The sequence below is a fragment of the Roseitalea sp. genome, from assembly GCF_984466335.1.
The window spans coordinates 1-21,527 of sequence record NZ_CFIFWG010000034.1; the positions used below are offsets into that span (position 1 = coordinate 1).

Consider the following 21,527-nt stretch of genomic DNA (forward strand, 5'->3'; position numbering starts at 1 on the left):
GACCGCCAAGACGAGGAGAAAGAAGACGCCGCCCATAAGCATGAGGCGACGCGGGCCCAGAGCGCCCAGATTGGCGGCAAGCGTCTTCAGATTGTCCGGCACGCGCGGTCTCCCAAGCTTTGCTTCAGCCTAGGCCCTCAAGCTTGCGCGAAGGTGATGAAAGCCCGCCAGGCCATTGATGAAAAACGAAAAAGGGCCGCACGAAGGCGGCCCGGAAAGCAGCATGGAGACCAACAGGATCAACCGCGGAACAGCGACAGGATCGACTGGGCGTTGCCGTTGGCGATCGACAGCGCCTGAATGCCGAGTTGCTGCTGCACCTGAAGGGCCTGCAATCGCGTCGATTCGGTGTTCATGTTGGCATCGACGAGCTGGCCGACGCCGCGATCGATCGCATCGATCAGATTGCCGACGAAGTCGCTTTGCAGTGAGATGCGCTTCTTGGCCGAGCCCAGGTTCGAGGCCGCATCGGTCATGGTCTGCAACGCCGCTTCCACGCCCGTTATCATGGCGTCGACGTCCGCGTCGGTGATGTAGGTCTGCGTCAGATCGAGCGTGGCGACCGAGGCGGTGTAGGTGACCGGGGTCGTCGCGCCATCGTCGCTGTCGAGGTTGAACGTCGTGTCCAGGATGCCGGTGGCCGCGGAATTGGCGTCGAACAGGGCAATGCCGGCCTTGGAAATGCTGATGGTCTCAACCGAGACCGAACCGTCCGCGGACCGCGTGAAGGAAGCGACGATGCTCTCGGTGGCCGAATAGCCGGTGGCGCTCGAATCGACAGCCAGCCAGTTCTCGCCGTTTAACGAGGTGCCGCTGGCGTTCGAGATCAACTGGTTCTGCAACTGGCCGATTTCGGTCTGGATCTTGGAACGATCGACGCCCGGCTCGCGGGCCGCGACCAGCTTGGCCTTGATCTCGTCGACCACCTCGATGGCCGAATTCACGCCCGTATAGGCGATGTCGACCTTCGACGCGCCAAGGCCGAGCGCGTCCTGAACCGTGGACAGCGCCTTGTTGTCGGACCGCATGGTGGTCGCGATCGACCAGTAGGCGGCGTTGTCGGCGGCCTCGGCGACCCGGTAACCGGTCGATATCCGCGCTTGCGTCGTTTCGATCTGGTTGTTCGTGTTCTGAAGCGACCGCAATGCGGTCATCGCAGACACGTTGGTCATCAAGCTGGACATTCAAGGCCCTTTCCAAACAATCCGCACATCAGCGACGCTCCGGCCCGAGCCGGCACGATGAGGACACCCCAGGCCATGCCGGCCCGAAAGGCCGCCGGCACGGGCTCGCTATCAATTCGTTAACGTAAACGGGAATGGCTAACAAAAGCTAAACGGGCCCACCCCACGATATGCCGGGCAGGCCCGCCTCTTCAAAGACCGGCCGCACGTCAAGCTCGCCCCGCCGGCATCATCGGACCGGACATGCGAAAAGGGCCGCCCGGCAACCGGGCGGCCCTTTCATCGATAAGCGCGGGAACCGATCAGCGGAACAGCGACAGGATCGACTGGGCGTTGCCGTTGGCGATCGACATGGCCTGGATGCCGAGCTGCTGCTGCACCTGAAGGGCTTGCAGCCTGGTCGATTCGGCGCTCATGTCGGCATCGACGAGCTGGCCGATGCCGCGATCGACCGCATCCATCAGATTGCCGACGAAGTCGCTTTGCAGCGAGATGCGCTTCTTGGCCGAACCGAGTTCGGAAGCGGCCGTGGTCATGGACTGAAGCGCGGCATCGACACCGGTTATCATGGCCTCGACGTCCGCGTCGGTGATGTAGGTCTCCGTCAGATCGAGCGAGGCGACCGTGGCGGTGTAGGTGACCGGGGTCGTCGCGCCATCGTCGCTGTCGAGGTTGAACGTCGTGTCCAGGATGCCGCTGGCAGAGGAGTTGGCGTCGAACAGGGCGGTCGAGGACTTGGTGATGCTGATCGTGGCAACCGATACCGCGCCGGTTTCGCTGCGGTTGAAGGAGGCAACCAAGGTCTCGGTGGCCGAATAGCCCGACGCGCTGGAATCGACGTTGAGCCAGTTCTCGCCAACGATGCCCGCCGAGGTGGCGATCGAGGTGAGCTGGTTCTGCAACTCCTTGACTTCCGACTGGATCTTCGAGCGGTCGACACCGGGCTCGCGCGCGGCGACGAGTTTTTCCTTGATTTCGTCGACCACCTCGATGGCCGAATTGATGCCGGTATAGGCGACGTCCACCTTGGCGGCGCCCAGGCCGAGCGCGTCCTGAACCGTGGACAGCGCCTTGTTGTCCGAGCGCATGGTGGTCGCGATCGACCAGTAGGCGGCGTTGTCGGCGGCCTCGTTGACGCGCATGCCGGTGGCGATGCGGGCCTGGGTGGTTTCGATCTGGCTGTTCGTGTTCTGCAGTGACCGCAATGCGGTCATCGCAGACACGTTGGTCATCAAGCTGGACATGATGCGTCCCTTTCTACTGGTAACAAACAAGGGACATTCCGGTGGACCCGGCGCGGCAGGGCGGCATCATGCCGGCCGCTGAAGCGGTGCCTGCTGCTGAAACGGTCTATAGGGGGCAGACATTAACGCCGGCTGAAGCCGCGCCTTTTTTTGCAAAGCCCGTTTCCGACGCGCAAGCGGCGTGAAAACCGCCCCACCCCCCGGCTCAAACGAAGGAGCGCACCAGGCTGCCCACGAGCAGGTTCCATCCGTCGATCATCACGAAAAAGAGGATCTTGAAGGGCAGCGAGATCACCGACGGCGGCAGCATCATCATCCCCATCGCCATGATGATGGTGGCCACGATCAGGTCGATCACCAGAAACGGCAGCACGACGAGAAACCCGATCTCGAAGCCGCGCCTGATCTCGGAGATCATGAAGGCGGGAACCAGGATGCGCAGATCGATCCGGCCGTCGACGACGACGTCCTGGCCGCGCTCGCGCGCAAGATCGGTAAAGAGGTCGAGATCGCGATCGCGCGTGTTTTCCAGCATGAAGGCCCGGAACGGTTCGACGATCTCGCCAAGCGCCTGCTCCTCTGCGATCTCGTTGGCAAGGAGCGGCTGCAACCCGTTCTGCCAGGCCCGGTCGAAGACCGGCGCCATGACATAGAAGGTCATGAACAGGGCAAGCGAGATCAAAATGATGTTGGCGGGCGTCGATTGCAGGCCGAGACCGGTGCGCAGGATCGAAAAGACGATGACGAAACGGGTGAAGCTCGTCACCATGATCAGCAGGCCGGGCGCGATCGCCAGCACGGTGATCAGGCCGAAAAGCTGGATGATGTCGGCGCTCGTCAGCCCGCCGACCCGGTCGGGTAGGGCGAAGCCTTCGAGCGCCTGGGCGAGCGCGGGCTGGGGCGCGAGCAGCACTGCCGCCATCATCGCAAGGAAAAGGAGCGCTCTCATTCCAGCAGCAGCGCCTTGACATAGACGCGCCTGACCGCGCCCCGGCTGCGCAGGGCCGCGCGGCTTTCAAGATCGGTGACCAGATGCTGGAAGCCGCTGGGCATGGAAAGCGCCTGAAGCCGCGTCGTGCGCATATAGGCCAGAAAATCCGCCTGGATCGCCTCGACGGTCGCCGGATCCAGCCCGTCGCCATGCTCGCCAGGATCGACCGCCAGCGACAGTTCCATGCGCACCCACACCTCGGACGGCGCGCCGATATTGGTGGTGATCGGATCGAGCGGGACGATCTTCAGCCCGCTATGGTCGAGGCCGCGCATGGCGGCCGCTGCGTCCTCGGCTCCCTGATCGCCGCCATGGCCGCCGGCGCCGCGACCGTCCTCGGCGCGATCTGCGCGCTCCGCCTCGGCGGCCGCAGGCGTGGCGGCCTCACCGTCGGCGGCGATCATCGGGGCGAACAGAACCGTGCCGGCGGCGAAACCGGACCCGCCGGCGACAAGCGCGGCGACGAGCAGGAAGACCGCCGCCATGAGGGGCGAGGTCTTCCCGGTTTCGCGTGCATCCTCGGCGATGTCCTCGGCCATTGACTGACAAACCCTGCGCGCCACGCACCGCTAGAACGGTGAGATGCGGTCGATGAATTGTTGCCCGTAGGGCGGCTGCTGCATTTCGGAGATGTGGCCCGTGCCGCCATAGGAGATCCGCGCCTCGGCGATCCGGTCATAGGCGATGGTGTTGGACGGATCGATGTCCGAAGGCCGGACGATTCCCGCAACGGTGAGAATGCGCATTTCGGCGTTGACCCGCACCTCCTGCGTGCCGCGAATGACCAGATGGCCGTTTTGCAGCACATCGACCACCGTCGCCGCGACGCGCAGATCGATCCACTCGGACCGCGATGTCGCCCCCCCGCCGGAGAAACCGGTGTCGCCGCCAAAGCTGGCGTCCGCCGAACCGCTGCCGCCACGGCCGTTCATGTCCACGTTGGCGCCAAGATTCCAGAGCCGCGACGTGATGCGCGAGCGCTCGGAATCGCTCTGAAGCTCGGCGCGGTCGGCGATGTCGATCAGCACCGTCAGCGTGTCGCCGCGCGTGAGCGCCTTGCGGGCCGTGAACAGGCTCGCCGTCCGGTCGTCCCAGGTCGAATATCTGTTGACGGGCTGGCCGGGATATTTCGATTCGATGAGCGGGGGCGGAAGCTGGTCGTCGATGCCCGAGCCCACAGGCGACAGCGCCGGCGGCCGACCCAGATCCCTGGTCGTGCCGCACGCGGCCAACGCCAGCGCCGCGCACAGGGCCGGGGCGAGACGGACGGCACGCTCGGCCGTGCGCATCATTTGCCCTGCCCGGGCGCTGCGGTGTCGGCCACGGCCGCCATGATCTGCGTGATCAGCGCGGCGTCCCTGGTCGCCATCTCGTTGAGGATGGCGGCCGAGGTGCGGGGCTTGAGCTTGGTCAGCAGCGCAGCCGACAGTTCGGCCGGCAATTCCTCCATGCGCTGGGCCGCCGCATCGGGGCGCATGCTGGCGTAGACCGCAACGAGCCCCTCACTGGCCGCCTCGGCGAACCGCTCGCGCTTGGCCGCCCACTCCTCGAAGGCCGACCGCCTTTCCTCCAGAATGGCGATCTTGGCCGCGATCTCGGCCCTGAGCGCCTCAAGCTCCTCGCGCTGGATCGCGTAGCGGCGCTCGCGCGCCTCGTCGACGATGTTGGCGCAGAAGTTCCGCACGTCGGCCGGCGTCCGGGCCTGGCCGTGCGCGGCAAGCGGCATCAGCACGGGGCCGGCGACGGCGCAGGCGGCGACCAGGAGCGCGGGAAGGGTTGCGGGGGAGCTTTGGGAGTTCATGGCGCTTCCGTTCACTGGACGATCAGTTCGGCATTGAGCGCGCCCGCGCTCTTGATGGCCTGGAGGATCGCGATGACGTCGCGCGGCTGCACGCCAAGGCGATTGAGCCCCTCGACGAGACTTTGCAGATCGACGCCGTCGATCGTGCCGATCTGGGTGCCTTCCTCGTCGACGTCGATGAAGGTGGATGGCTCGACCGCGGTGACGCCGTCGGAGAACGGCGCGGGCTGGACGACCCTTGGCGCCTCGGTGATCCGGACCGTCAGGGCGCCATGGCTGACGGCGACGCGCGAGACGCGCACGTCCGCGCCGATCACCACCGTGCCCGACTTCTCGTCCAGCACGATCCGGGCCGGCTGATCGGTTTCGACGCCGAGGTTTTCGATGGCGGCGATGAAGCGGGCCGGCGATACGTCCTCGGGCTTGTCGAGCTTTACGGTGCGCGCATCGAGCTCCCTTGCGACGGCGCGCCCGAACGCCGAGCGGGCATGGGCGTTGATCGCATCGGTCACGCGCACGGCGGTGGAGAAATCGGGATTGCGAAGCTGAAGCAGGAAGCCGCCTTCCCGGCTGAAATCGACCGGCACCTCGCGCTCGACGATCGCGCCGCCGGCGATGCGGCCGGTGGTCGGCGTGCCCTGCGTGACGGTTTCCGCCTGCCCCTCGGCGGCGAAGCCCGAAATCGACACGGACCCTTGCGCGACCGCGTAGATCTGCCCGTCAGCGCCCAGAAGCGGCGTCATGACGAGTTGGCCGCCGCCAAGGGAGGTGGCATCGCCAAGCGAGGAGACGGTCACGTCGATGCGCGCGCCGGAGGTTGCGAAGGCCGGAAGGTTGGCGGTGACCATGACGGCGGCGATGTTCTTGAGACGCGCCCTGCCCTCGGCCGTCGCCACGCCGAGCGTATCGAGCATGGAGCGCATGGACTGCTCGGTGAACGGGGCGTTGCGCAAGCTGTCGCCGGAGCCCTGAAGGCCGACGACCAGCCCGTAGCCGATGAGCTGATTGTCGCGCGAGCCCTGTAGCACGGCGATGTCCTTGATGCGCGAGGTCGCAAGCGCCTCGGCCGCGCACATGGCGACAAGACACACGGCGACAAGACACATGGCGCACATGGCGACCGCGGCGCGCCCGACCATCAGCACACCTCGGCGCGCAAGGGCGAGCGGACCGTCGCGCACACGGTGCGGCCGTTGCGGGCGTTGCGCACGCGGATCGTGTCACCGATGGCACCGTCCTCAAGTGCCACCGCCCTCATCGTGATCGACAGAGCGCCCTGGCGAAGGTCCACGGCGATGGTCGCGCCCTGCTCGACGGCGAACGGGGCGCGCAGCATGTCGGGCGCGATCGCGCGGCCGGGCAGAAGCGTCCGCGCGGCGACCATGCCGGCAAGGTCGGCTCGGGTGCGCACGACCGGAAAATCGTCGGGAATGGCGCGCGTGTGCTGGCGTATGGCGACATTGCCGGCGGCGATCGTCTGCCCCGGATAGACGATGCGCTCGACCACCGCATAGGCGCGCAAGGGATCGGCGAGCGCGCCCGCGAGCGCGGCCGCCTGCAACACGATCGCCAGGGTCGCGACCAGGCCCGCCAACCGCACGGCCTCTACCTCAGGCCGGTGGCGACGGTGGCCAACATCTGGTCGGACGCCTGGATGACCTTGGAGTTCATCTCGTAGCCGCGCTGCGCCGCGATCAGCTCGGTGATCTCGCGCACCGGATCGACGTTGGACTGTTCCAGATAGCCCTGGCGCACGGTCGCAAAACCGGGATCGCCGGGCACGCCGACAATGGCCGGACCGGATGCGTCGGTCTCGGCGTAAAGATTGCCGCCCAGCGGCTTGAGGCCGGCATTGTTGGCGAAGCTCGCCAGCGTGAGCTGGCCGATCTCCTGCAACAGGTTCTGGTCGGCCACGCGCGCGAAGACCTGGCCGCTATCGTTGATCGAGACCTCGACCGTGTTCTGGGGGATGACGATGGCGGGCTGGACGGCATAACCGTCGACCGTGACGAGCTGGCCTTCGGCATTGGTGCTGAAGGCGCCGGCGCGTGTGTAGCGCGTGGCGCCGCCCGCCCCGTCGATCTGGAAATAGCCCGGCCCGGTCAAGGCCATATCGAACCGGTTGTTGGTCGCGTTGAGCGCGCCCTGAAGGTGGATCTCGCGGACGGCGGCGGTGCGCACGCCAAGGCCGACATGGCTGCCCTCGGGCACGCTGTTCTCATTGGCCCGGTTCGGAACGCCGGCGACGCGCTCGACCTGATAGAGCAGGTCCGAGAACTCGGCCCGCCCCCGCTTGAAGCCGGTTGTGTTCACATTGGCGATGTTGTTGGCGATGACCTCAAGGTTGGTCTGCTGGGCGTTCATGCCGGTGGCGGCGATCGCTAGGGCCTTCATACGCGCTGCTCCTCAGATCGCCATGCGGGTCATGTCGAGATAGGCGGTGACGATCTTGTCCCGAATCGCGACGGCCGCCTGCAGATTGCGCTCGGCTTCCATCACCGCGTCGCTGACCGCGCGAACGTCGGCCTGTCCCTTGATGCCGGCGACCGAAACGCTCTCGGCGGCCTTGACCGAATCGATCGAGGCGGCGATCCGGTCGCGCATGATCTCGCCGAAGGAAAGCGCGCCGATGCGCGCCGCCTCTTGCGCCGGCTGGGTGGTTTGAATGAGGTCCGCGCGGGCAAGGCCCGCACCGGCGACCGCCTGCAACTGCTCGATCATCAGCGCGCCCTCATCAGATCGATGGTCATGGAAATCAGCTCGCGCGCCTGCTTGAGCACCTGAAGGTTGGCCTGATAGCTGCGATTGGCCTCGCGCATGTCCGCCATCTCGATGATCGGATTGACGTTGGGCAGCTTGACATAGCCGTCAGCGTCGGCCGCCGGATGGGACGGATCGAACTCCTGAACGAAGTCCGAGCGGTCGATGTCGATCGTGTCGATCTGCACGAGCGCGGCCTGCGAGGCGCGGTCGACGGCGCTCTGAAAGGCGATCTTCTTGCGCGCGTAAGGATCGGCGCCCGGCGCGTCGCCGGTGGAATTGGCGTTGGCGATGTTCTCGGAGACGACGCGCAGCCGGGTCGCTTCGGCATGCAAGCCGGACCCGGCCACCTTCAGGGAGGCTGTCAGCGCATCCATGGCACTAACCCCTTGAGACCATCAGCGTCATGCGATGGAAAGCGGCGACGATGCCGGTGTTCAGCTCCATGCCGGCACGCACCTGGCCGGATTTGGCCAGCTCGGTTTCCAGAACCACCGGCCCGCCGACGGTCCTCATCGTTGCAGGCTCGAATGCTCCCGGCGGGGCGGCCTGCCCCCTCGGCACGCCGATATGATCGGCCATGGTGGCTTCAAGGCGCACCTGGGCGACCTTCATCTGCGCCGCAAAGGGAGACACGTCCTGCGCCTGATAGCTGGAAACATTGGCGTTGGCGATGTTGCTGGCGACGGCGGCCTGGCGAACGGACAGCCAGTCGGCCTGGCGCGCGGCGAGATTGAACAATTGCACCGGTGTCATCACGACATCCTTTCACTTGGGGCAAGGATATCGGCGCTGACTTGCGCGTGGCTTGCGGTTTGCGGGCCGTCAGTCGAGCCGCACCTCGCTTTCGTCCCCGGTGACGATGCGGGCGCTTCCGCCACGGCCGAGAACGGCCGTCACGCGACGGCCGTCCGGCAGCACGGCCCCGGGCCGGACGATGTAGATGCCCTCGGTATCGGCAATCAGCGCCAGCCCGCGTCCGGCATCGAGCAAACGATAGACGTGCGCGGCGGCATCGCCGTCGGGCACGCCCGCCGTGGTGATCGGATCGATGCCGAGCGGCGATGCGGCCGCCTCGTCGGCGCCGTCCCGGTCCTCGGACACAGGCGCCGCGGTCGCGAACGGGTCGGCCGGGACGCCCCCGGCCAGGTCCCTGGGCGGCGGATCGCCGACATAGGTCCCGGCGACCATGTCGAACAAGGGCGCGCGACCTTCCCGAAGCGCGATCACGTCGGCGGGCACCGCGCCGTTACGCGAGAACTGGAGGGTCGGCGGACCGTAGCGCGCCTGGTTGACGTAGGCGTCCCAGGGAAACCAGATCGAAAAAGCCGCAAGCGCGAGCGCGCCGCCCCAGACCGTACAGTCGCCCGGCCCGGCCCGTTTCAGGCCGCGCCAGGCGCGGCCGATGCGGCCGCTCCGCCGGCGGGACGGCTCATGCCTTGGCCGTTGCATCGCGCAGCACCTCCGCAAGTTCGGCGAACGGATCGGTCGAGGGCGGGTCGGACGGGCGCTGGTTCAGCGCGCCGTAAAGATGCGGCACCGTTCCCACGGCCCGGTCCAGTTCGGGATCGCCGCCGGGCTTCCAGCCGCCCAGAAGGCGCAAGTCCCGCGTTTCCTCGAAACGGGCCATCATCGCCCGCAAACCGGCGACCAGTTCGGCCTCCTGCGGCTTCCAGACCCGGCTCGCGAGCCGCGAGATCGAGGCGAGCGCGTTGACCGGCGGATAGCGGCCGCCATCGGCGATTGCGCGCTCAAGCACCAGATGGCCGTCCAGGATGCCGCGCATCGTATCGGCGATCGGATCGTTGTGATCGTCGCCATCGACAAGGACCGTGACGATCGCCGTGATCGATCCGCCATTGTCGCCGCCCGGCCCGGCCCGTTCGAGCAGCATGGGCAGTTCGGCGAAGACGGTCGCCGGATAGCCGCGCTGCACCGGCGGCTGGCCCGCCGCAATGCCGGTCTCGCGCAGGGCGTGGGCGAAACGCGTGACCGAATCGAGAAGGTAGAGGACGCGCTTGCCCCGGTCGCGCAGCGCTTCGGCGAAGCGCATGGCGAGCGGGGCGGCACGGCGGCGCATGACCGCGCTCTCATCGCCCGTGGCGGCGACGATCAGCGCCCTTGCCATCGTCTGGGGACCGAGCGTGTCCTCGACGAATTCGCGCACCTCGCGCGAACGCTCCCCGACAAGGCCGACGACGACCGCATCGAACCCACCGCCCCGGGCCAGCATCGAAAGGAGCGTGGACTTGCCCACGCCGCTGCCGGCGAAGATGCCGAAGCGCTGGCCGACGCACAGCGGCGTGAACAGGTCGATCGCCCGCACGCCCGTGCGGAAGGGCTCGGACACGCGCGCCCGGCCCAGCGCGCCGAGGGGCGGCTTCCTTTCGGCGGCACGCGCCCGCGGCAGGGGGCCGCGCGCATCGATGGGCTCGCCGAGCGCGTTGACGACGCGGCCCAGCCAGCATTCGTCCGGCACCGGATCGATATTGCCCGCATGCAGCGCGATGTCACCGACCGAAACGCGGTCGAGCGGCGTCATGGGCGCGACCACGAACGCGCCGGCCTCGACATGCTGCACCTCGCCCAGGGCATGGCTTTGCGCGCCGCCGAAGCGGACGACATCGCCGATGCACGCCGAGCGCGGCAGCCCCGTGACCACCACGCTGTCCGGCCGCACGGCGCTCACAAGGCCGCCACGGGCGACCATGGCGTCCGCCTCGGGCAGCGCGGCGATGCCCGCGGCCAGGGCATCCAGGGTCGGGCCGGCGTCAGCCGCGGTGGAAGGCATTGATCAGCTTGGTCAGGGACTCCTCGGTCGAGCGGATCATCCCGGCGGCGTTGTCGAAACTGCGCTGGACCATGATGAGCTGGGTCAGCTCCTCGACCGGGTCGACGTTGGACTGCTCGACATAACCCTGGACGACCGTCACGTCGGGCGCGTCGATCACCGGATCGGGCGCCGCGTCGGCGAGAATGCCCGAATCGCCGTGCCGGACAAAGTCCGGCCCCGGCTCGAAGGCGTAAAGGCCGAGCGCGCCGACCTGCGCGCCGTCCTGGCGGATGAAACCGTCCGCGCCCACTTCGAGCGGGCCGCCGCGCGGGTTGACCTCAAGGGGCGCGCCGCCCGGATCGAGAACCGGATGGCCGGCCAGCGAGACAATGGCACCCTGCCCGGTGATGGTGAACCGGCCGTCGCGGGTAACGGCGATGCCGGCGGGCGTTTCGAGCGCGAACCAGGCATCGCCGTTGATCGCGAAATCGAGCGGCGATCCGGTTTTTTCGAAACCGCCAGCCTCGGTGTTGACGAACTCGGCGCCATCGGACGCAAACGCGACGCTGCTCACGCCATCGGCCGTCTGCCGGCGGGCGATGGCGTCCTCGAACGTCACCTCGGCGGCGCGAAACCCCACCGTGCGCGTGTTGGCGATGTTGGAGGCGATCGTGGTCAGGCGCTTTTCGAGCGCGATCTGCGCCGACAGGCCAACGGTCAGACCGTCGTTCATCGGACCCCCCTATCGCCCGATCTGCGCGATCTGAAGCATCAGATCGGCGGAGATCGACATGGTGCTCGCCGGCATCAGGAGCTGCGCGGGCGAGCCGGCCGGCAGGCCGCCCTGCGCGGCGCCGTTGCGCAACTGCCACATATTGGCGAAGCGCTCGACGAGCGCGTCGCGCTTCGCCGGTTCCTTGAGGTCCGAAAGCGGCAAGCGGTCGGCGAGCATCTCGGCCTGCCTGTCGATGTCGAGCACGGCCGTTTCGGCCGGAATGCCGAAGGCGGTGCGCACCACCTCGCTCAGCGCCTTGTCGGCCAGTATGGCGAAATAGGAGTCGACCTGCGGCGCCTTGCGCTGGAAATAGAGCGCCAGCCGCACGCCCGGATCGGCCTGTCCGGCCTCGCTTTCAAGCGACTGGACCAGAAATCTGTCGACGACCCCGTCCTGCGCCTTGGTGAAGGCCGTCGCCGCCTCGCCGTGCCTTGCGAAGTTGAACGTTTCGGCGAATTCGCGATAGCGCGGGTCGGCCAGCGTGTTGGCGAAGGCGTCGTCGCTGTCGACGCCCTCCCTGAGCACCTTGAGCATGAAGGCCTTGGCATAGGCCATGTCCTCAAGCCCGTGCGCCTTCATGGCGACGTTGAAAAGGCGTGTATCGGCGACCAGTTGCTCGGGCGTGTCGATGGTGCCGATCGTCTGGCGATAATAGTCGACCTGGCGCTGGATGTCGGCGCGCTCGCCCAGCCGGTCCAGGCTCGCGCCCATGTCGCGCGTGATCTGATTGAGGGAAACCAGCGTCGTGTTCATGTCCGCACCTTGCCCATGGTCGCGGCACGCTACCGGACGGCGCTTGCGCGAAGCTTTCCGCGCACGTCCGCGCGCAGCGCCCATGCGGCACGGCTCGCAAAGCACAGGTTCAAGCAAGGTTTGGCCCTTAGCGTCCGGGCAACCTCAAGAGGAGTTCCCCGTGGGCATCATCATCGGCCTGATCGTCACGTTCGGCTGCGTGCTCGGCGGCTACATGGCGATGGGCGGCTACGTCAAGGTGCTGTGGCAGCCCTTCGAGGTGGTCATCATCGTCGGCGCGGCGATCGGCATCTTCATCGTCGCCAACACCATGGCGGCGATCAAGGACACCGGCAAGGCGTTCATGGAGGCGATGACCAACAAGGTGCCGGGGCAGGACGACTATCTCGAACTGCTCGGCCTGCTGCACCGGCTGATGCGCGACCTGAAGTCCAAGCCGCGCAACGAGGTGGAAGCGCATATCGACAATCCGGACGAATCCGACATCTTCGCCGAATATCCGGCGGTCCTCGAACGCGAGGACCTCACGCACTTCATCTGCGACTATGTCCGCCTGATCATTGTCGGAAACGCGCGTCCGCACGAGGTCGAGGCCCTGATGGAAGAGGAAATCGCGACGATCAAGGGCGACCGGCTCAAGCCCTACCAGGCATTGCAGAACTCCGCCGACGGCCTGCCGGCGATCGGCATCGTCGCGGCGATCCTGGGCGTTATCAAGGCGATGGGCGCGATCGACCAGAGCCCGGAAATCCTGGGCGGGCTGATCGCCGCCGCGCTCGTGGGCAGCTTCCTGGGCATCTTTCTGGCCTATGCGGTGGTCGGGCCGATCGCCACCAAGGTCAAGGGTGTGCGCGAAAAGAGCGTGCGGCTCTATTATGTCGCCAAGCAGACGCTGATCGCCTACATGAACGGCTCCATGCCGCAGGTCGCGCTCGAATTCGGCCGCAAGACGATCTCGGCCTACTACCGGCCCTCGCTCGAAGATGTCGAGGAAGAGGCGGGCCGGGCGAACGAGGCGCAGGCGGCGTGAGCACCATGGCGAAGCGATACGATCCTTCGTCCGGGGACCGCGATGTCGTCGACCGCATCCTGCGCCGCCGCGTCAGCGAAGAGGCGATCAGCCGCGTCGTCAAGCGCATGGGCGCGGCGTTCGCGGCCCATATGATCGCGCGGCTGCGGTCGCTGTCGCCTGAATTCGAGATGACGTTCGAGACAGGCTCCCAGGCGGCCAAGCCCGCTGCCGGCAGCGCGGAATGCGCCGGGTTCACCCTGCGCTATCCGCAGGAACAGTGCCGGCTGATCCTGCATCTGGACCGGGCGGGATCGAACCTTTTGAACAATGCGCTCCTGGGAGCCGACCCCGAGATGGAAGTGCCCGCCGCGCCCGGATCCGTATCGCATCTGGAGATCGGCATCCTGCGGTCGGCCGCGCAGACCGTCAGCCGCACCCGCCAGAGCGACCGGCCCCTACTGGCCTTCGACCGCGTCGATGTCCATCGCGGCGATGACCCCGCGCTTGCCGACACCGGCGGCGACACCGTGGCGACGCTGGTCTTTTCGCTGGTCTTCGGGGTCAATGGCGCCGCCTGCTGGCTCGATGTGCCGCACCGGCTGCTGATCGAGCTGTCGGCGCAACTGACCGAGATCGAGGCGCGGGCCGCGCGCAACCGCGGACGCGGAGGCTTCAACGTGCCGGACTTCGCGCTCGACGTCGATGTGGTCCTGGCGCTCGAAAAGCTAACGCTCAGCCAGATCGCCCTGCTCAAGCCCGGCGACGTCATCGAGGGCGCGGCAAGCGGCGGAGCGGCGATCGTCCGAGCCAAGGGGCGCCCCCTGTTCGCCGGCCAGATCGGGCGGCTCGGCCCGGCCAACGCCGCGCGCATCACCGGTCCGATCGCGCCGCTGACCGCCGCGCTCGAAGCGCATGCGCAACAGCATGCCGGCAAAAGGGGATAGGAAGATGGCAGTGCCCGCCGAAGACGAAGCTGAAAGCGTCACCCAAAGTGCCGACGGGGATCTTCGTGACGATCAGGAAAACGCGCTGGAACAGGCCATCAGCGACCTGCAGGGCGCGGTCGACAGGGACAAAGACGCCGCAACCGGCGGGCTTTCCAGGACCTTGCGCGAGATTCCGCTCGAAGTGCAGGCCGTGATCGGGCGGGCCGAGCTTTCGGTCGCCGAGCTCAACCGCCTGGAAGGCGGCTCCACGATCCCGCTCGACAGCCGGGTCGGCGATCCCGTCGACATCTTCGTCAACGGCGTGAAGGTTGCAACGGGCCAGATGCAGCTCTCCCAGGAAGAGCCCGACCGGTTCGCCTTCAAGGTAACGAACGTCTGCTCATAGCAGCGGATTCGGGGCATCGGGCGAACATGCAGCGGCGCTACACATTGTCATCCCCGCAAAAGGCGGCCGCGGTGCTGATCGCCATGGGCAAGCCGCGCGCCAAGCAGTTGCTCAAATATTTCAAGGGCGAGGAACTGCGCCTGATGATCGATGCGGGCCATAGCCTGAAGGACATCCCGCAGACCGACGTCGACGCCCTGGTCGGCGAGTTCGAGGCGGCCTTCGTCGAGGGCACGGGGATCATCGACAGCCGCGATGCGATCGACGCGATCATCGACGAATCGATGGCGACCGCCGGCGGCGAGCCGGCAAAGACGGACGAGGCTGCCCGGCCGGCCGCGCAGAAGGCATCGCCATGGGACCTGATCGCCGGCGTCGACAACGACACGCTCGTCGGGCGCCTGTCGGCCGAGCCGCCCCGCCTGGTCGCCGCGATGCTGTCGCAACTGCCGCCGGCGAAATCGGCGGGCGTGCTGGAGGCGATGCCGGCCGAGCGGCAGACGCCGATCGTCACCGCCATGATGACGGCACGGGACATCCCCGGCGAGCGGCTGGCCCATGTGGGCGACGCGCTCGTCAAGGATCTCAAGCTCGACGCCGACGGCGGCGCAGCGCGCGGCAGCGCGGCAGCGCCGGAGCGGGTCGCCGAGATCATGAACGCGATGGAGAAGGTGGCAAGCGAATCGCTCATGAAGAGCGTGCGCGAGTCGATCGACCCCAAGCAACTGGCCGCGCTCGAATCGCGGCTGTTCCGTTTCGACGACCTCGTGCTGCTGGAGGGCGCGCATCGCACCCTGGTCGTCGACGGGCTGCCCAACGACATGCTGGTCCGGGCGCTGCGCGGCGTCGACGGCGACCTCAAGGAGGCGGTCCTGTCCTCGATCAGCCAGCGTGCGCGCAAGATGATCGAGTCCGAACTGTCCGCCGGCGGCCGGGAGACGCCCGCGGCCATCGAGGATACGCGCAAGCAGATCGCCCAACTGGCCATGAAACTGGCCGGCGAAGGCCGCATCGCCCTGCCTAAGCGCGGTTGACGGATCGGTGAAACACCATGGCCGAGGACGAGGACAAGGACAGCAAGACACAGGAGCCGACCGAAAAGAAAAAGCAGGACGCGATCGAAAAGGGTCAGACCGCCTTCTCCAAGGAACTGCCCGTCCTGTTCACCCTCACCGCGATCACGGCCATTATCGGCTTTGCCGCCAATGGTCTGGCGGCGACACTGAAGGCGCATCTCGAAATCCTTCTCGACCGGGCGGGCCAGTATTCGCTGGCGAGCCCGGTGGACACGATGGGCGTCATGACGCGCTATTTCGAGGTGACGATGGTGATCCTGGCGCCGGTCATGCTGGCTCTGGCGGCGGCGGGCCTTGCGGGCTCGCTGGCGCAGAACCCGCCAAGGCTGGTCGCCAAGCGCATCAAGCCGGAGCTGTCGCGTATTTCCCTCAAGAAGGGGTTCGAGCGCATGTTCGGCGCCAAGGGCTGGGCCGAATTCTTCAAGGTGCTCGCCAAGATCGCCTTCACCGGGGCGTGCGTGGCGATCTTCGCCGGCAACATACTGCCGACCCTGTCCGAAGGGCCGGTGACCAATTCGGAAATGTTCCTGGCCCAGATCGGCAGGATCATGTTCGGCCTGCTCTTCACCATGGTGCTCGCCATGGCGCTGATCGCCGTTGCGGACCTTTTGTGGACCAACCGGGAGTGGCTGAAGGACCTGCGCATGTCGCACAAGGAAATTCGCGACGAGCTCAAGCAGGCAGAGGGCGACCCGCTGATGAAGGCGCGCATGCAGTCGGTGGCGCGCGACCGGTCCCGAAAGCGCATGATGGGCGCGGTGCCGAACGCCACGCTGGTGCTGACCAACCCGACCCACTATGCGATCGCGCTGCGCTACAACGCGCCCGCCGACCGCGCGCCCGTGGTTGTCGCCAAGGGGCGGGATCTGATCGCCCAGCGCATCAAGCAGATCGCCGCCGACCATGACGTTGCGATCCACGAGAACCCGCCCCTGACGCGGGCCATGTACAAGACCGTCTCGGTCGACCAGGCGATCCCGCCCGAGTTCTTCGAGGCGGTCGCCGAGATCATCGTCTACCTGAACAGGAAGAAGGTCTGAGCGGGATGCGACCGGACGACGCGCTGATCGGCCTGGAGCGCCACCTTGCCGGCCAGCTGCGCCCGCTGGTCAGCGAACTGCGCATGATCGATCCGGTCATCTTGATCGACCATGTCGTCAACGGGCGGCGCGCCGCGATGGACCGGATGATCGCCGATGCCGCCGAGCTTCACTTCGCGCCGGGCTTCATCACCTATGACGACGACGCGGACGTGCGCGCGCCATGGAGCGAGGCGCCCGCCATCGTCCTGGGCGTCCGCATCGCCACGCCGCAATGCGATGCGCGCATCCGGCTGACCATCGGGGGCGAGCAGGCGGCGGTCGAGCTGCAAAATGTCGAACCTTGCGCCGGCGGCGCGTGGACCGATCGCGCCGACCTCGTCCGCCGCGCCTTCGCACAGAACCGGGTCGATGCCGGAACGTCGGCCGGACCGCCAAGGCCGCCGGTCTGACCGGAGGCTCGGACACCTGCCGCGCATGCGGCCACATCAGGGTCTGTGGAGAATTGGGGTTCCGTTTTCTCCACAGACCCTAATCGAGATATCCCGCCCGCATGGCCTTGTAGACGGCGTGCGCCCTGTTGGTCGCCCCAAGCTTCTGGCAGGCGGCCGTCAGATAGTGGTTGACCGTGTGTTCGGAGAGCTTGAGAATGATGGCGATCTCGGCGCTCGTCTTTCCCGACGCCGTCCACATCAGGCACTCGCTCTCGCGCTGGCTGAGCTTTTGCGCCTTTCGCGGCCTGCTTCCCTTTTCGAGCTCGGACAGCCGCTCGTAGATCAGGTTCATCACATAGCTGAGCTCGGCCAGTTCTCCCTCGCCCGGCGAAGGGCGATCGCCCGACAGGCCGACCGCGCCGCGTCGCCCGCCCGGCTCCTGAACGCTGACATAGACGCCCTCGCTCATCCCGAACGAACAGAACATGTCCCGGGTCTCGCAGGTTTGGCCGCGCAGGGCGTGGCGGCTGCCGGGCCGATTCGACCAGACCAGCGGTTTGGTGCTGGCCCGCAGCGTATTGTAGACCGGGCTGTCCCTGAGAAGGGCGAGTTCGTCATAACGGCGAAGCAGCTCGTCCGGCCAGTTGGTCAGGACCGTAAGCATCGAGAGCTTTTCATCCTTGAACGACGGCAGCCGCATGATGACAAAGAAACGATAGCGGAACTCGGTGGTCACCTGTCTGATCAGCCGCAGCAGATCGTAGGTGGTTGTGCACAACGCGACACGCTCGCGATAATTGTTCTTGTTCTCTTCCAACACGGGCATTTGTGACGGTCGGCACCGCCGTCGAATTTACGGGGTCTGTGGCTGGCACCTGCCATTGGGTCGGGGTGAACCGATGTCGATCATGACGGAGGAGCAGGTCCGTGGATATGTCCACACTGTGTATGAACGACACCCATATGGCGGTATCGCCAGCGGCCCGCAACCCCTCGCCGAGGCAATCTCAGGGTATGGTTGAGCACGCGATAAACCCGCGTTTAACGAAGTGTGCCAAAATAAAACTGCTTGCGGTTTCAATGACAAATACCTAATTTGGAATCGCCGGCCCGGTACGCCGTCGAGCGTTCGGCCCGCACCACAGAATTGCCGACGCGTCGTCAACGCTATTGTCATGGCGAGCGCGGAGGTCTGTAAGGAAACCGCTTTGCCGTTTCCCGCTCCGGTTACGGGGCGAATGTCGCGGTTCGCCATTGGGCGCGCCAACCGAGTATTGCTGAACGGACATGTCGCTGAGACACCATGTCGCTGAGACACACTGAACAAACGCACCGATCGCCGGACGCACCGAGGATGCGGCCGGGGGCACGGACAGCGCGGCCGCTTTCAGCACACATCAACAAAGAACCGGGCGCGGAACGCCCGGCGGACCATGTTCCGCCCGCGTTCAAGGAGCTTATGTCGCCGCTTAATCCGGCTCCCCCAGGGGGCCGCTGGCAGGCTGCACCGCCCGGCGGAAACAGAACTTATGCCAAACAGAATGATCATCGATTCCTCCCACCCGGAGGAAACACGCGCCGTCGTCGTCAAGGGTAACCGCCTCGAAGAGTTCGATTTCGAATCGCAGCACAAGAAGCAGATTCGGGGAAACATCTATCTGGCGAAGGTAACGCGGGTCGAACCCTCGTTGCAGGCCGCCTTCGTCGACTATGGCGGCAACCGGCACGGCTTTCTCGCCTTCTCGGAAATCCATCCCGACTACTACCAGATCCCGCTTGCGGACCGTCAGGCGCTGCTTGAGGAAGAGGCCGCGCGGGCCGACGCCGACTTCGACGATGAAGAGCATGGCGGCGACAATGGCAATGGCGAAGAACGCGGACGAAAGGGCCGCGGCACCCGCCGTCGGGGGCGCGGCCGGCGCCCCTGGCGCTCCAGGCAGCGCCAGGCGCAGACGCCCGATGCCGAACCGGTCGCAATGGACGCCGTCGCAATGGACACCATTGTCGCCGGACCGGACGGCGAGGAGGAGGACGCCTCGGTCGCCATGGCCGCGGATGCCGATGCCGGCGCGGTCGTCGCCGAGGACGTGGACGATGAGGAGGACGGAACCGGCGCAGAGGCCCTTGCGGACGATGGCGACGATGACGAGGACACCGATTTCGAGGATGTCGGCGAGGACGACGCGCTGGAGGAAAGCCGGCCGCGGCGGCGCCCCTCGCGCCGCCAGTACAAGATCCAGGAGGTGATCAAGCGGCGCCAGGTGATCCTGGTGCAGGTCGTCAAGGAGGAGCGCGGCAACAAGGGCGCGGCGCTGACCACCTACCTTTCGCTTGCCGGCCGCTATTCGGTGCTGATGCCGAACACGGCGCGCGGCGGCGGCATCTCGCGCAAGATCACCAACACCTCCGACCGCAAGCGCCTCAAGGACTGTGTCAAGACGCTCGACGTGCCCAAGGGCATGGGCGTGATCCTGAGGACGGCGGGCGCGAACCGCACCCAGCCCGAAATCGAGCGCGACTACGACTATCTGATGCGGCTTTGGGACAATGTGCGCGACCTGACCCTGTCATCGACGGCGCCGGCGCTCGTCTATGAGGAAGGCAGCCTGATCAAGCGGTCGATCCGCGATCTGTACAGCAAGGACATCGACGAGATCATCGTCGCCGGCGAGGCGGGCTACCGCGAGGCCAGGGACTTCATGACCATGCTGATGCCGAGCCAGGCCAAGGTGGTCAAGCCTTGGCAGGACAGCGCGCCGATCCTGGCCCGCACCGGGATCGAGGCGCAGCTCGACAGGCTGATCCAGCCCCAGGTGACATTGAAGTCGGGCGGCTACATCATCATCAACCAGACCGAGGCGCTGGTCGCCATCGACGTCAATTCGGGCAAGTCGACCCGCGAGCATTCGATCGAGGAGACCGCGCTCGCAACCAACCTTGAAGCCGCCGAGGAGGTGGCGCGGCAACTGCGCCTGTGCGACCTTGCGGGCCTGATCGTCATCGACTTCATCGACATGGACGAGAACCGCAACAACCGCGCGGTGGAAAGGAAGCTCAAGGACTGCCTCAAGCACGACCGCGCGCGCATCCAGGTCGGCCGCATCTCCCATTTCGGCCTTCTGGAAATGAGCCGCCAGCGCATGCGGGCCTCGGTGCTCGAAAGCACCATGTCGGTTTGCCCGGCCTGCAACGGGACCGGCTATGTGCGCTCGCCCCAATCGATCGCGCTGCATGTCATCCGCTCGCTTGAAGAGCATCTGCTCAAGAGCGCCAGACACCACGTCGCGGTGCGCACGCCCGCCGAGACGGCGCTCTACATTCTCAACAACAAGCGTGACACGCTGGCCGAGATGGAAGGCCGTTTCGGGGTCAGGATCACCATCGAGATGGATCACGACATCGGCGCGGAGATGTTCGCCATCGATCGCGGCGCCGTGTCCGACCTCCCAAGGACCGAAAGCCCGGTGATCGGCATCGGTATTGAAGAGGACGAGCCGGACGATGCCGGGCGGTCCGAGCCGGGCGGCGAGGAGGACGGTGAGGACGAAAGGCCCCGCCGCAAGCGGCGGCGCGGCAGGCGCGCGCGCGCAAGGGACGGCGAGGAGGACGGCGCGGTCGATGCCGCCGAAGCGTCCGAAGAGGACGACGATCACACGGGCAACCGCAAGCGCAAGCGGCGTTCGCGCGGGCGACGCGGCGGCCGCGGCCGGCGCGACCGGATACACCTTCTGCCCGATGCGGAGCCGGTCGGCCCGCTGGCCGACCGGATCGCCGCCGAGGCCGAAGCGGCCCGGATCGCGGCGGAGGCCGAAAGCGCGGAACGGGAGGCCGTGTCCGCCATCGAGACCGATGCGGAAACGCAGGCTCCGCCGAAGACCGATGATGGCGCGGAGGCGGGCGGGCCGGTCGAGGCCGAAGCGGCGACCGATGCCGAAGCCCAAGCGAGCGCCGAGACACCCCTCGCCCGGGCGCCGGCGCCAGACGGCGGCGACCATGTGGACGATGCCGGTGGCGAGGCAGCCGAAGACGAAGCGGCCGGGGATGCGAGGGAACAGGTCGCCAACGGCGAAGACAGGCCCGAGCGCAAGCGCGCCACGGCGGCCAACCTCAATCTCGATGCCGAGCCGGTGGTCGTCTCCGACAGCGCCAAGGAAAGCAAGGCCAAGCCCAAACGCGCGGGCTGGTGGGCGCGCGGCAAGGGCTTTTTCTGAGGCAGGCTGAGACCCTGAATCGGAAAGACGCGCCAAACCCCTGATCCGGCGCGTCTTTTCCCTTTGCAGATACAGCCTAGAGCGGCTTGTCTTTAGATGGGAGCGGTTTGATGGACAGGGTTTTTCGCCGCAGCGAGGAAA

Annotated in this window: 24 protein-coding genes; 7 read left to right on the top strand and 17 right to left on the bottom strand. The window is 66.7% G+C overall.

Annotated elements, in window-relative coordinates; all coding sequences use genetic code 11:
* Positions 1 to 239 precede the first annotated feature (239 nt).
* The 16 genes from AC5E6L_RS05000 to AC5E6L_RS05075 all read right to left on the bottom strand — a co-directional run bounded on the left by AC5E6L_RS05000 (position 240) and on the right by AC5E6L_RS05075 (position 12,281).
* Positions 240 to 1,184, bottom strand: a complete 945-nt coding sequence (locus AC5E6L_RS05000) for a flagellin N-terminal helical domain-containing protein (protein WP_491771673.1) — start codon at positions 1,182 to 1,184, stop codon at positions 240 to 242.
* 302 nt (positions 1,185 to 1,486) lie between these two features.
* Positions 1,487 to 2,428 (bottom strand): flagellin N-terminal helical domain-containing protein, encoded by a 942-nt coding sequence (locus tag AC5E6L_RS05005; RefSeq protein ID WP_491771675.1) that lies wholly within the window; start codon positions 2,426 to 2,428, stop codon positions 1,487 to 1,489.
* 205 nt (positions 2,429 to 2,633) lie between these two features.
* The gene (gene fliP / locus AC5E6L_RS05010; RefSeq protein WP_491771677.1) at positions 2,634 to 3,377 is read right to left on the bottom strand and encodes a flagellar type III secretion system pore protein FliP; all 744 of its coding nucleotides are present in this window, start codon (positions 3,375 to 3,377) and stop codon (positions 2,634 to 2,636) included.
* Complete coding sequence (locus AC5E6L_RS05015) at positions 3,374 to 3,958, bottom strand: flagellar basal body-associated FliL family protein (protein ID WP_491771679.1); 585 nt, start codon at positions 3,956 to 3,958, stop codon at positions 3,374 to 3,376. The genes fliP and AC5E6L_RS05015 overlap by 4 nt, the downstream gene beginning before the upstream one ends.
* Before the next feature lie 30 nt (positions 3,959 to 3,988).
* Positions 3,989 to 4,711: a flagellar basal body L-ring protein FlgH gene (locus AC5E6L_RS05020; RefSeq protein ID WP_491228507.1), complete on the bottom strand. Its 723-nt coding sequence runs from the start codon at positions 4,709 to 4,711 to the stop codon at positions 3,989 to 3,991.
* Positions 4,708 to 5,220 (bottom strand): MotE family protein, encoded by a 513-nt coding sequence (locus tag AC5E6L_RS05025; RefSeq protein ID WP_491771681.1) that lies wholly within the window; start codon positions 5,218 to 5,220, stop codon positions 4,708 to 4,710. The genes AC5E6L_RS05020 and AC5E6L_RS05025 overlap by 4 nt, the downstream gene beginning before the upstream one ends.
* Positions 5,221 to 5,231: 11 nt before the next feature.
* Complete coding sequence (gene flgI / locus AC5E6L_RS05030) at positions 5,232 to 6,326, bottom strand: flagellar basal body P-ring protein FlgI (RefSeq protein WP_491228525.1); 1,095 nt, start codon at positions 6,324 to 6,326, stop codon at positions 5,232 to 5,234.
* 32 nt (positions 6,327 to 6,358) lie between these two features.
* Positions 6,359 to 6,820 carry a flagellar basal body P-ring formation chaperone FlgA gene (gene flgA, locus AC5E6L_RS05035; RefSeq protein ID WP_491771683.1) on the bottom strand — a complete coding sequence of 154 codons (462 nt, stop codon included), beginning with the start codon at positions 6,818 to 6,820 and terminating at the stop codon, positions 6,359 to 6,361.
* 5 nt (positions 6,821 to 6,825) lie between these two features.
* Positions 6,826 to 7,614 (bottom strand): flagellar basal-body rod protein FlgG, encoded by a 789-nt coding sequence (flgG, locus tag AC5E6L_RS05040; RefSeq protein WP_491228510.1) that lies wholly within the window; start codon positions 7,612 to 7,614, stop codon positions 6,826 to 6,828.
* A 12-nt stretch (positions 7,615 to 7,626) separates the two neighbouring features.
* Positions 7,627 to 7,941: a flagellar hook-basal body complex protein FliE gene (gene fliE / locus AC5E6L_RS05045; RefSeq protein WP_491228511.1), complete on the bottom strand. Its 315-nt coding sequence runs from the start codon at positions 7,939 to 7,941 to the stop codon at positions 7,627 to 7,629.
* Positions 7,941 to 8,357, bottom strand: coding sequence for a flagellar basal body rod protein FlgC (gene flgC / locus AC5E6L_RS05050; protein ID WP_491228512.1), 417 nt, complete (start codon positions 8,355 to 8,357; stop codon positions 7,941 to 7,943). Before flgC ends, fliE begins: the two co-directional genes overlap by 1 nt.
* 4 nt (positions 8,358 to 8,361) lie before the next feature.
* The gene (locus AC5E6L_RS05055; protein ID WP_491228513.1) at positions 8,362 to 8,736 is read right to left on the bottom strand and encodes a flagellar basal body protein; all 375 of its coding nucleotides are present in this window, start codon (positions 8,734 to 8,736) and stop codon (positions 8,362 to 8,364) included.
* 69 nt (positions 8,737 to 8,805) lie between these two features.
* Entirely contained in the window at positions 8,806 to 9,432 is a 627-nt protein-coding gene (locus tag AC5E6L_RS05060; RefSeq protein WP_491228514.1) for a hypothetical protein, read from the bottom strand.
* Positions 9,413 to 10,771: a FliI/YscN family ATPase gene (locus AC5E6L_RS05065; protein WP_491771687.1), complete on the bottom strand. Its 1,359-nt coding sequence runs from the start codon at positions 10,769 to 10,771 to the stop codon at positions 9,413 to 9,415. Before AC5E6L_RS05065 ends, AC5E6L_RS05060 begins: the two co-directional genes overlap by 20 nt.
* Positions 10,752 to 11,486, bottom strand: coding sequence for a flagellar basal-body rod protein FlgF (gene flgF, locus AC5E6L_RS05070; RefSeq protein WP_491771689.1), 735 nt, complete (start codon positions 11,484 to 11,486; stop codon positions 10,752 to 10,754). Before flgF ends, AC5E6L_RS05065 begins: the two co-directional genes overlap by 20 nt.
* A 9-nt stretch (positions 11,487 to 11,495) precedes the next feature.
* The gene (locus tag AC5E6L_RS05075; RefSeq protein WP_491228517.1) at positions 11,496 to 12,281 is read right to left on the bottom strand and encodes a DUF1217 domain-containing protein; all 786 of its coding nucleotides are present in this window, start codon (positions 12,279 to 12,281) and stop codon (positions 11,496 to 11,498) included.
* A 160-nt stretch (positions 12,282 to 12,441) separates the two neighbouring features.
* Between AC5E6L_RS05075 and motA the strand changes: the two genes are divergently transcribed.
* The 6 genes from motA to AC5E6L_RS05105 are packed head-to-tail and all read left to right on the top strand — an operon-like array spanning position 12,442 to position 17,193.
* On the top strand, positions 12,442 to 13,311 hold the full coding sequence (motA, locus tag AC5E6L_RS05080) for a flagellar motor stator protein MotA (RefSeq protein WP_491228518.1): 870 nt from the start codon (positions 12,442 to 12,444) through the stop codon (positions 13,309 to 13,311).
* A 5-nt stretch (positions 13,312 to 13,316) separates the two neighbouring features.
* On the top strand, positions 13,317 to 14,237 hold the full coding sequence (locus AC5E6L_RS05085; protein WP_491771692.1) for a FliM/FliN family flagellar motor C-terminal domain-containing protein: 921 nt from the start codon (positions 13,317 to 13,319) through the stop codon (positions 14,235 to 14,237).
* 4 nt (positions 14,238 to 14,241) lie between these two features.
* The gene (locus AC5E6L_RS05090) at positions 14,242 to 14,625 is read left to right on the top strand and encodes a FliM/FliN family flagellar motor switch protein (protein ID WP_491771694.1); all 384 of its coding nucleotides are present in this window, start codon (positions 14,242 to 14,244) and stop codon (positions 14,623 to 14,625) included.
* Positions 14,626 to 14,651: 26 nt separating this feature from the next.
* Positions 14,652 to 15,659: a FliG C-terminal domain-containing protein gene (locus tag AC5E6L_RS05095; RefSeq protein WP_491228520.1), complete on the top strand. Its 1,008-nt coding sequence runs from the start codon at positions 14,652 to 14,654 to the stop codon at positions 15,657 to 15,659.
* A 17-nt stretch (positions 15,660 to 15,676) separates the two neighbouring features.
* Positions 15,677 to 16,741 carry an EscU/YscU/HrcU family type III secretion system export apparatus switch protein gene (locus AC5E6L_RS05100; RefSeq protein ID WP_491228521.1) on the top strand — a complete coding sequence of 355 codons (1,065 nt, stop codon included), beginning with the start codon at positions 15,677 to 15,679 and terminating at the stop codon, positions 16,739 to 16,741.
* Positions 16,742 to 16,746: 5 nt separating this feature from the next.
* On the top strand, positions 16,747 to 17,193 hold the full coding sequence (locus AC5E6L_RS05105) for a BspJ family T4SS effector nucleomodulin (protein WP_491771697.1): 447 nt from the start codon (positions 16,747 to 16,749) through the stop codon (positions 17,191 to 17,193).
* A 79-nt stretch (positions 17,194 to 17,272) separates the two neighbouring features.
* On the opposite strand, the gene AC5E6L_RS05110 is transcribed toward AC5E6L_RS05105, so the two are convergent.
* Positions 17,273 to 18,001, bottom strand: coding sequence for a helix-turn-helix transcriptional regulator (locus AC5E6L_RS05110; protein ID WP_491771699.1), 729 nt, complete (start codon positions 17,999 to 18,001; stop codon positions 17,273 to 17,275).
* A gap of 703 nt (positions 18,002 to 18,704) precedes the next feature.
* Between AC5E6L_RS05110 and AC5E6L_RS05115 the strand changes: the two genes are divergently transcribed.
* A complete protein-coding gene (locus tag AC5E6L_RS05115) occupies positions 18,705 to 21,386 on the top strand; it encodes an Rne/Rng family ribonuclease (protein ID WP_491771701.1) in 2,682 nt (893 codons plus the stop codon).
* The last annotated feature ends 141 nt before the right edge of the window (positions 21,387 to 21,527 follow it).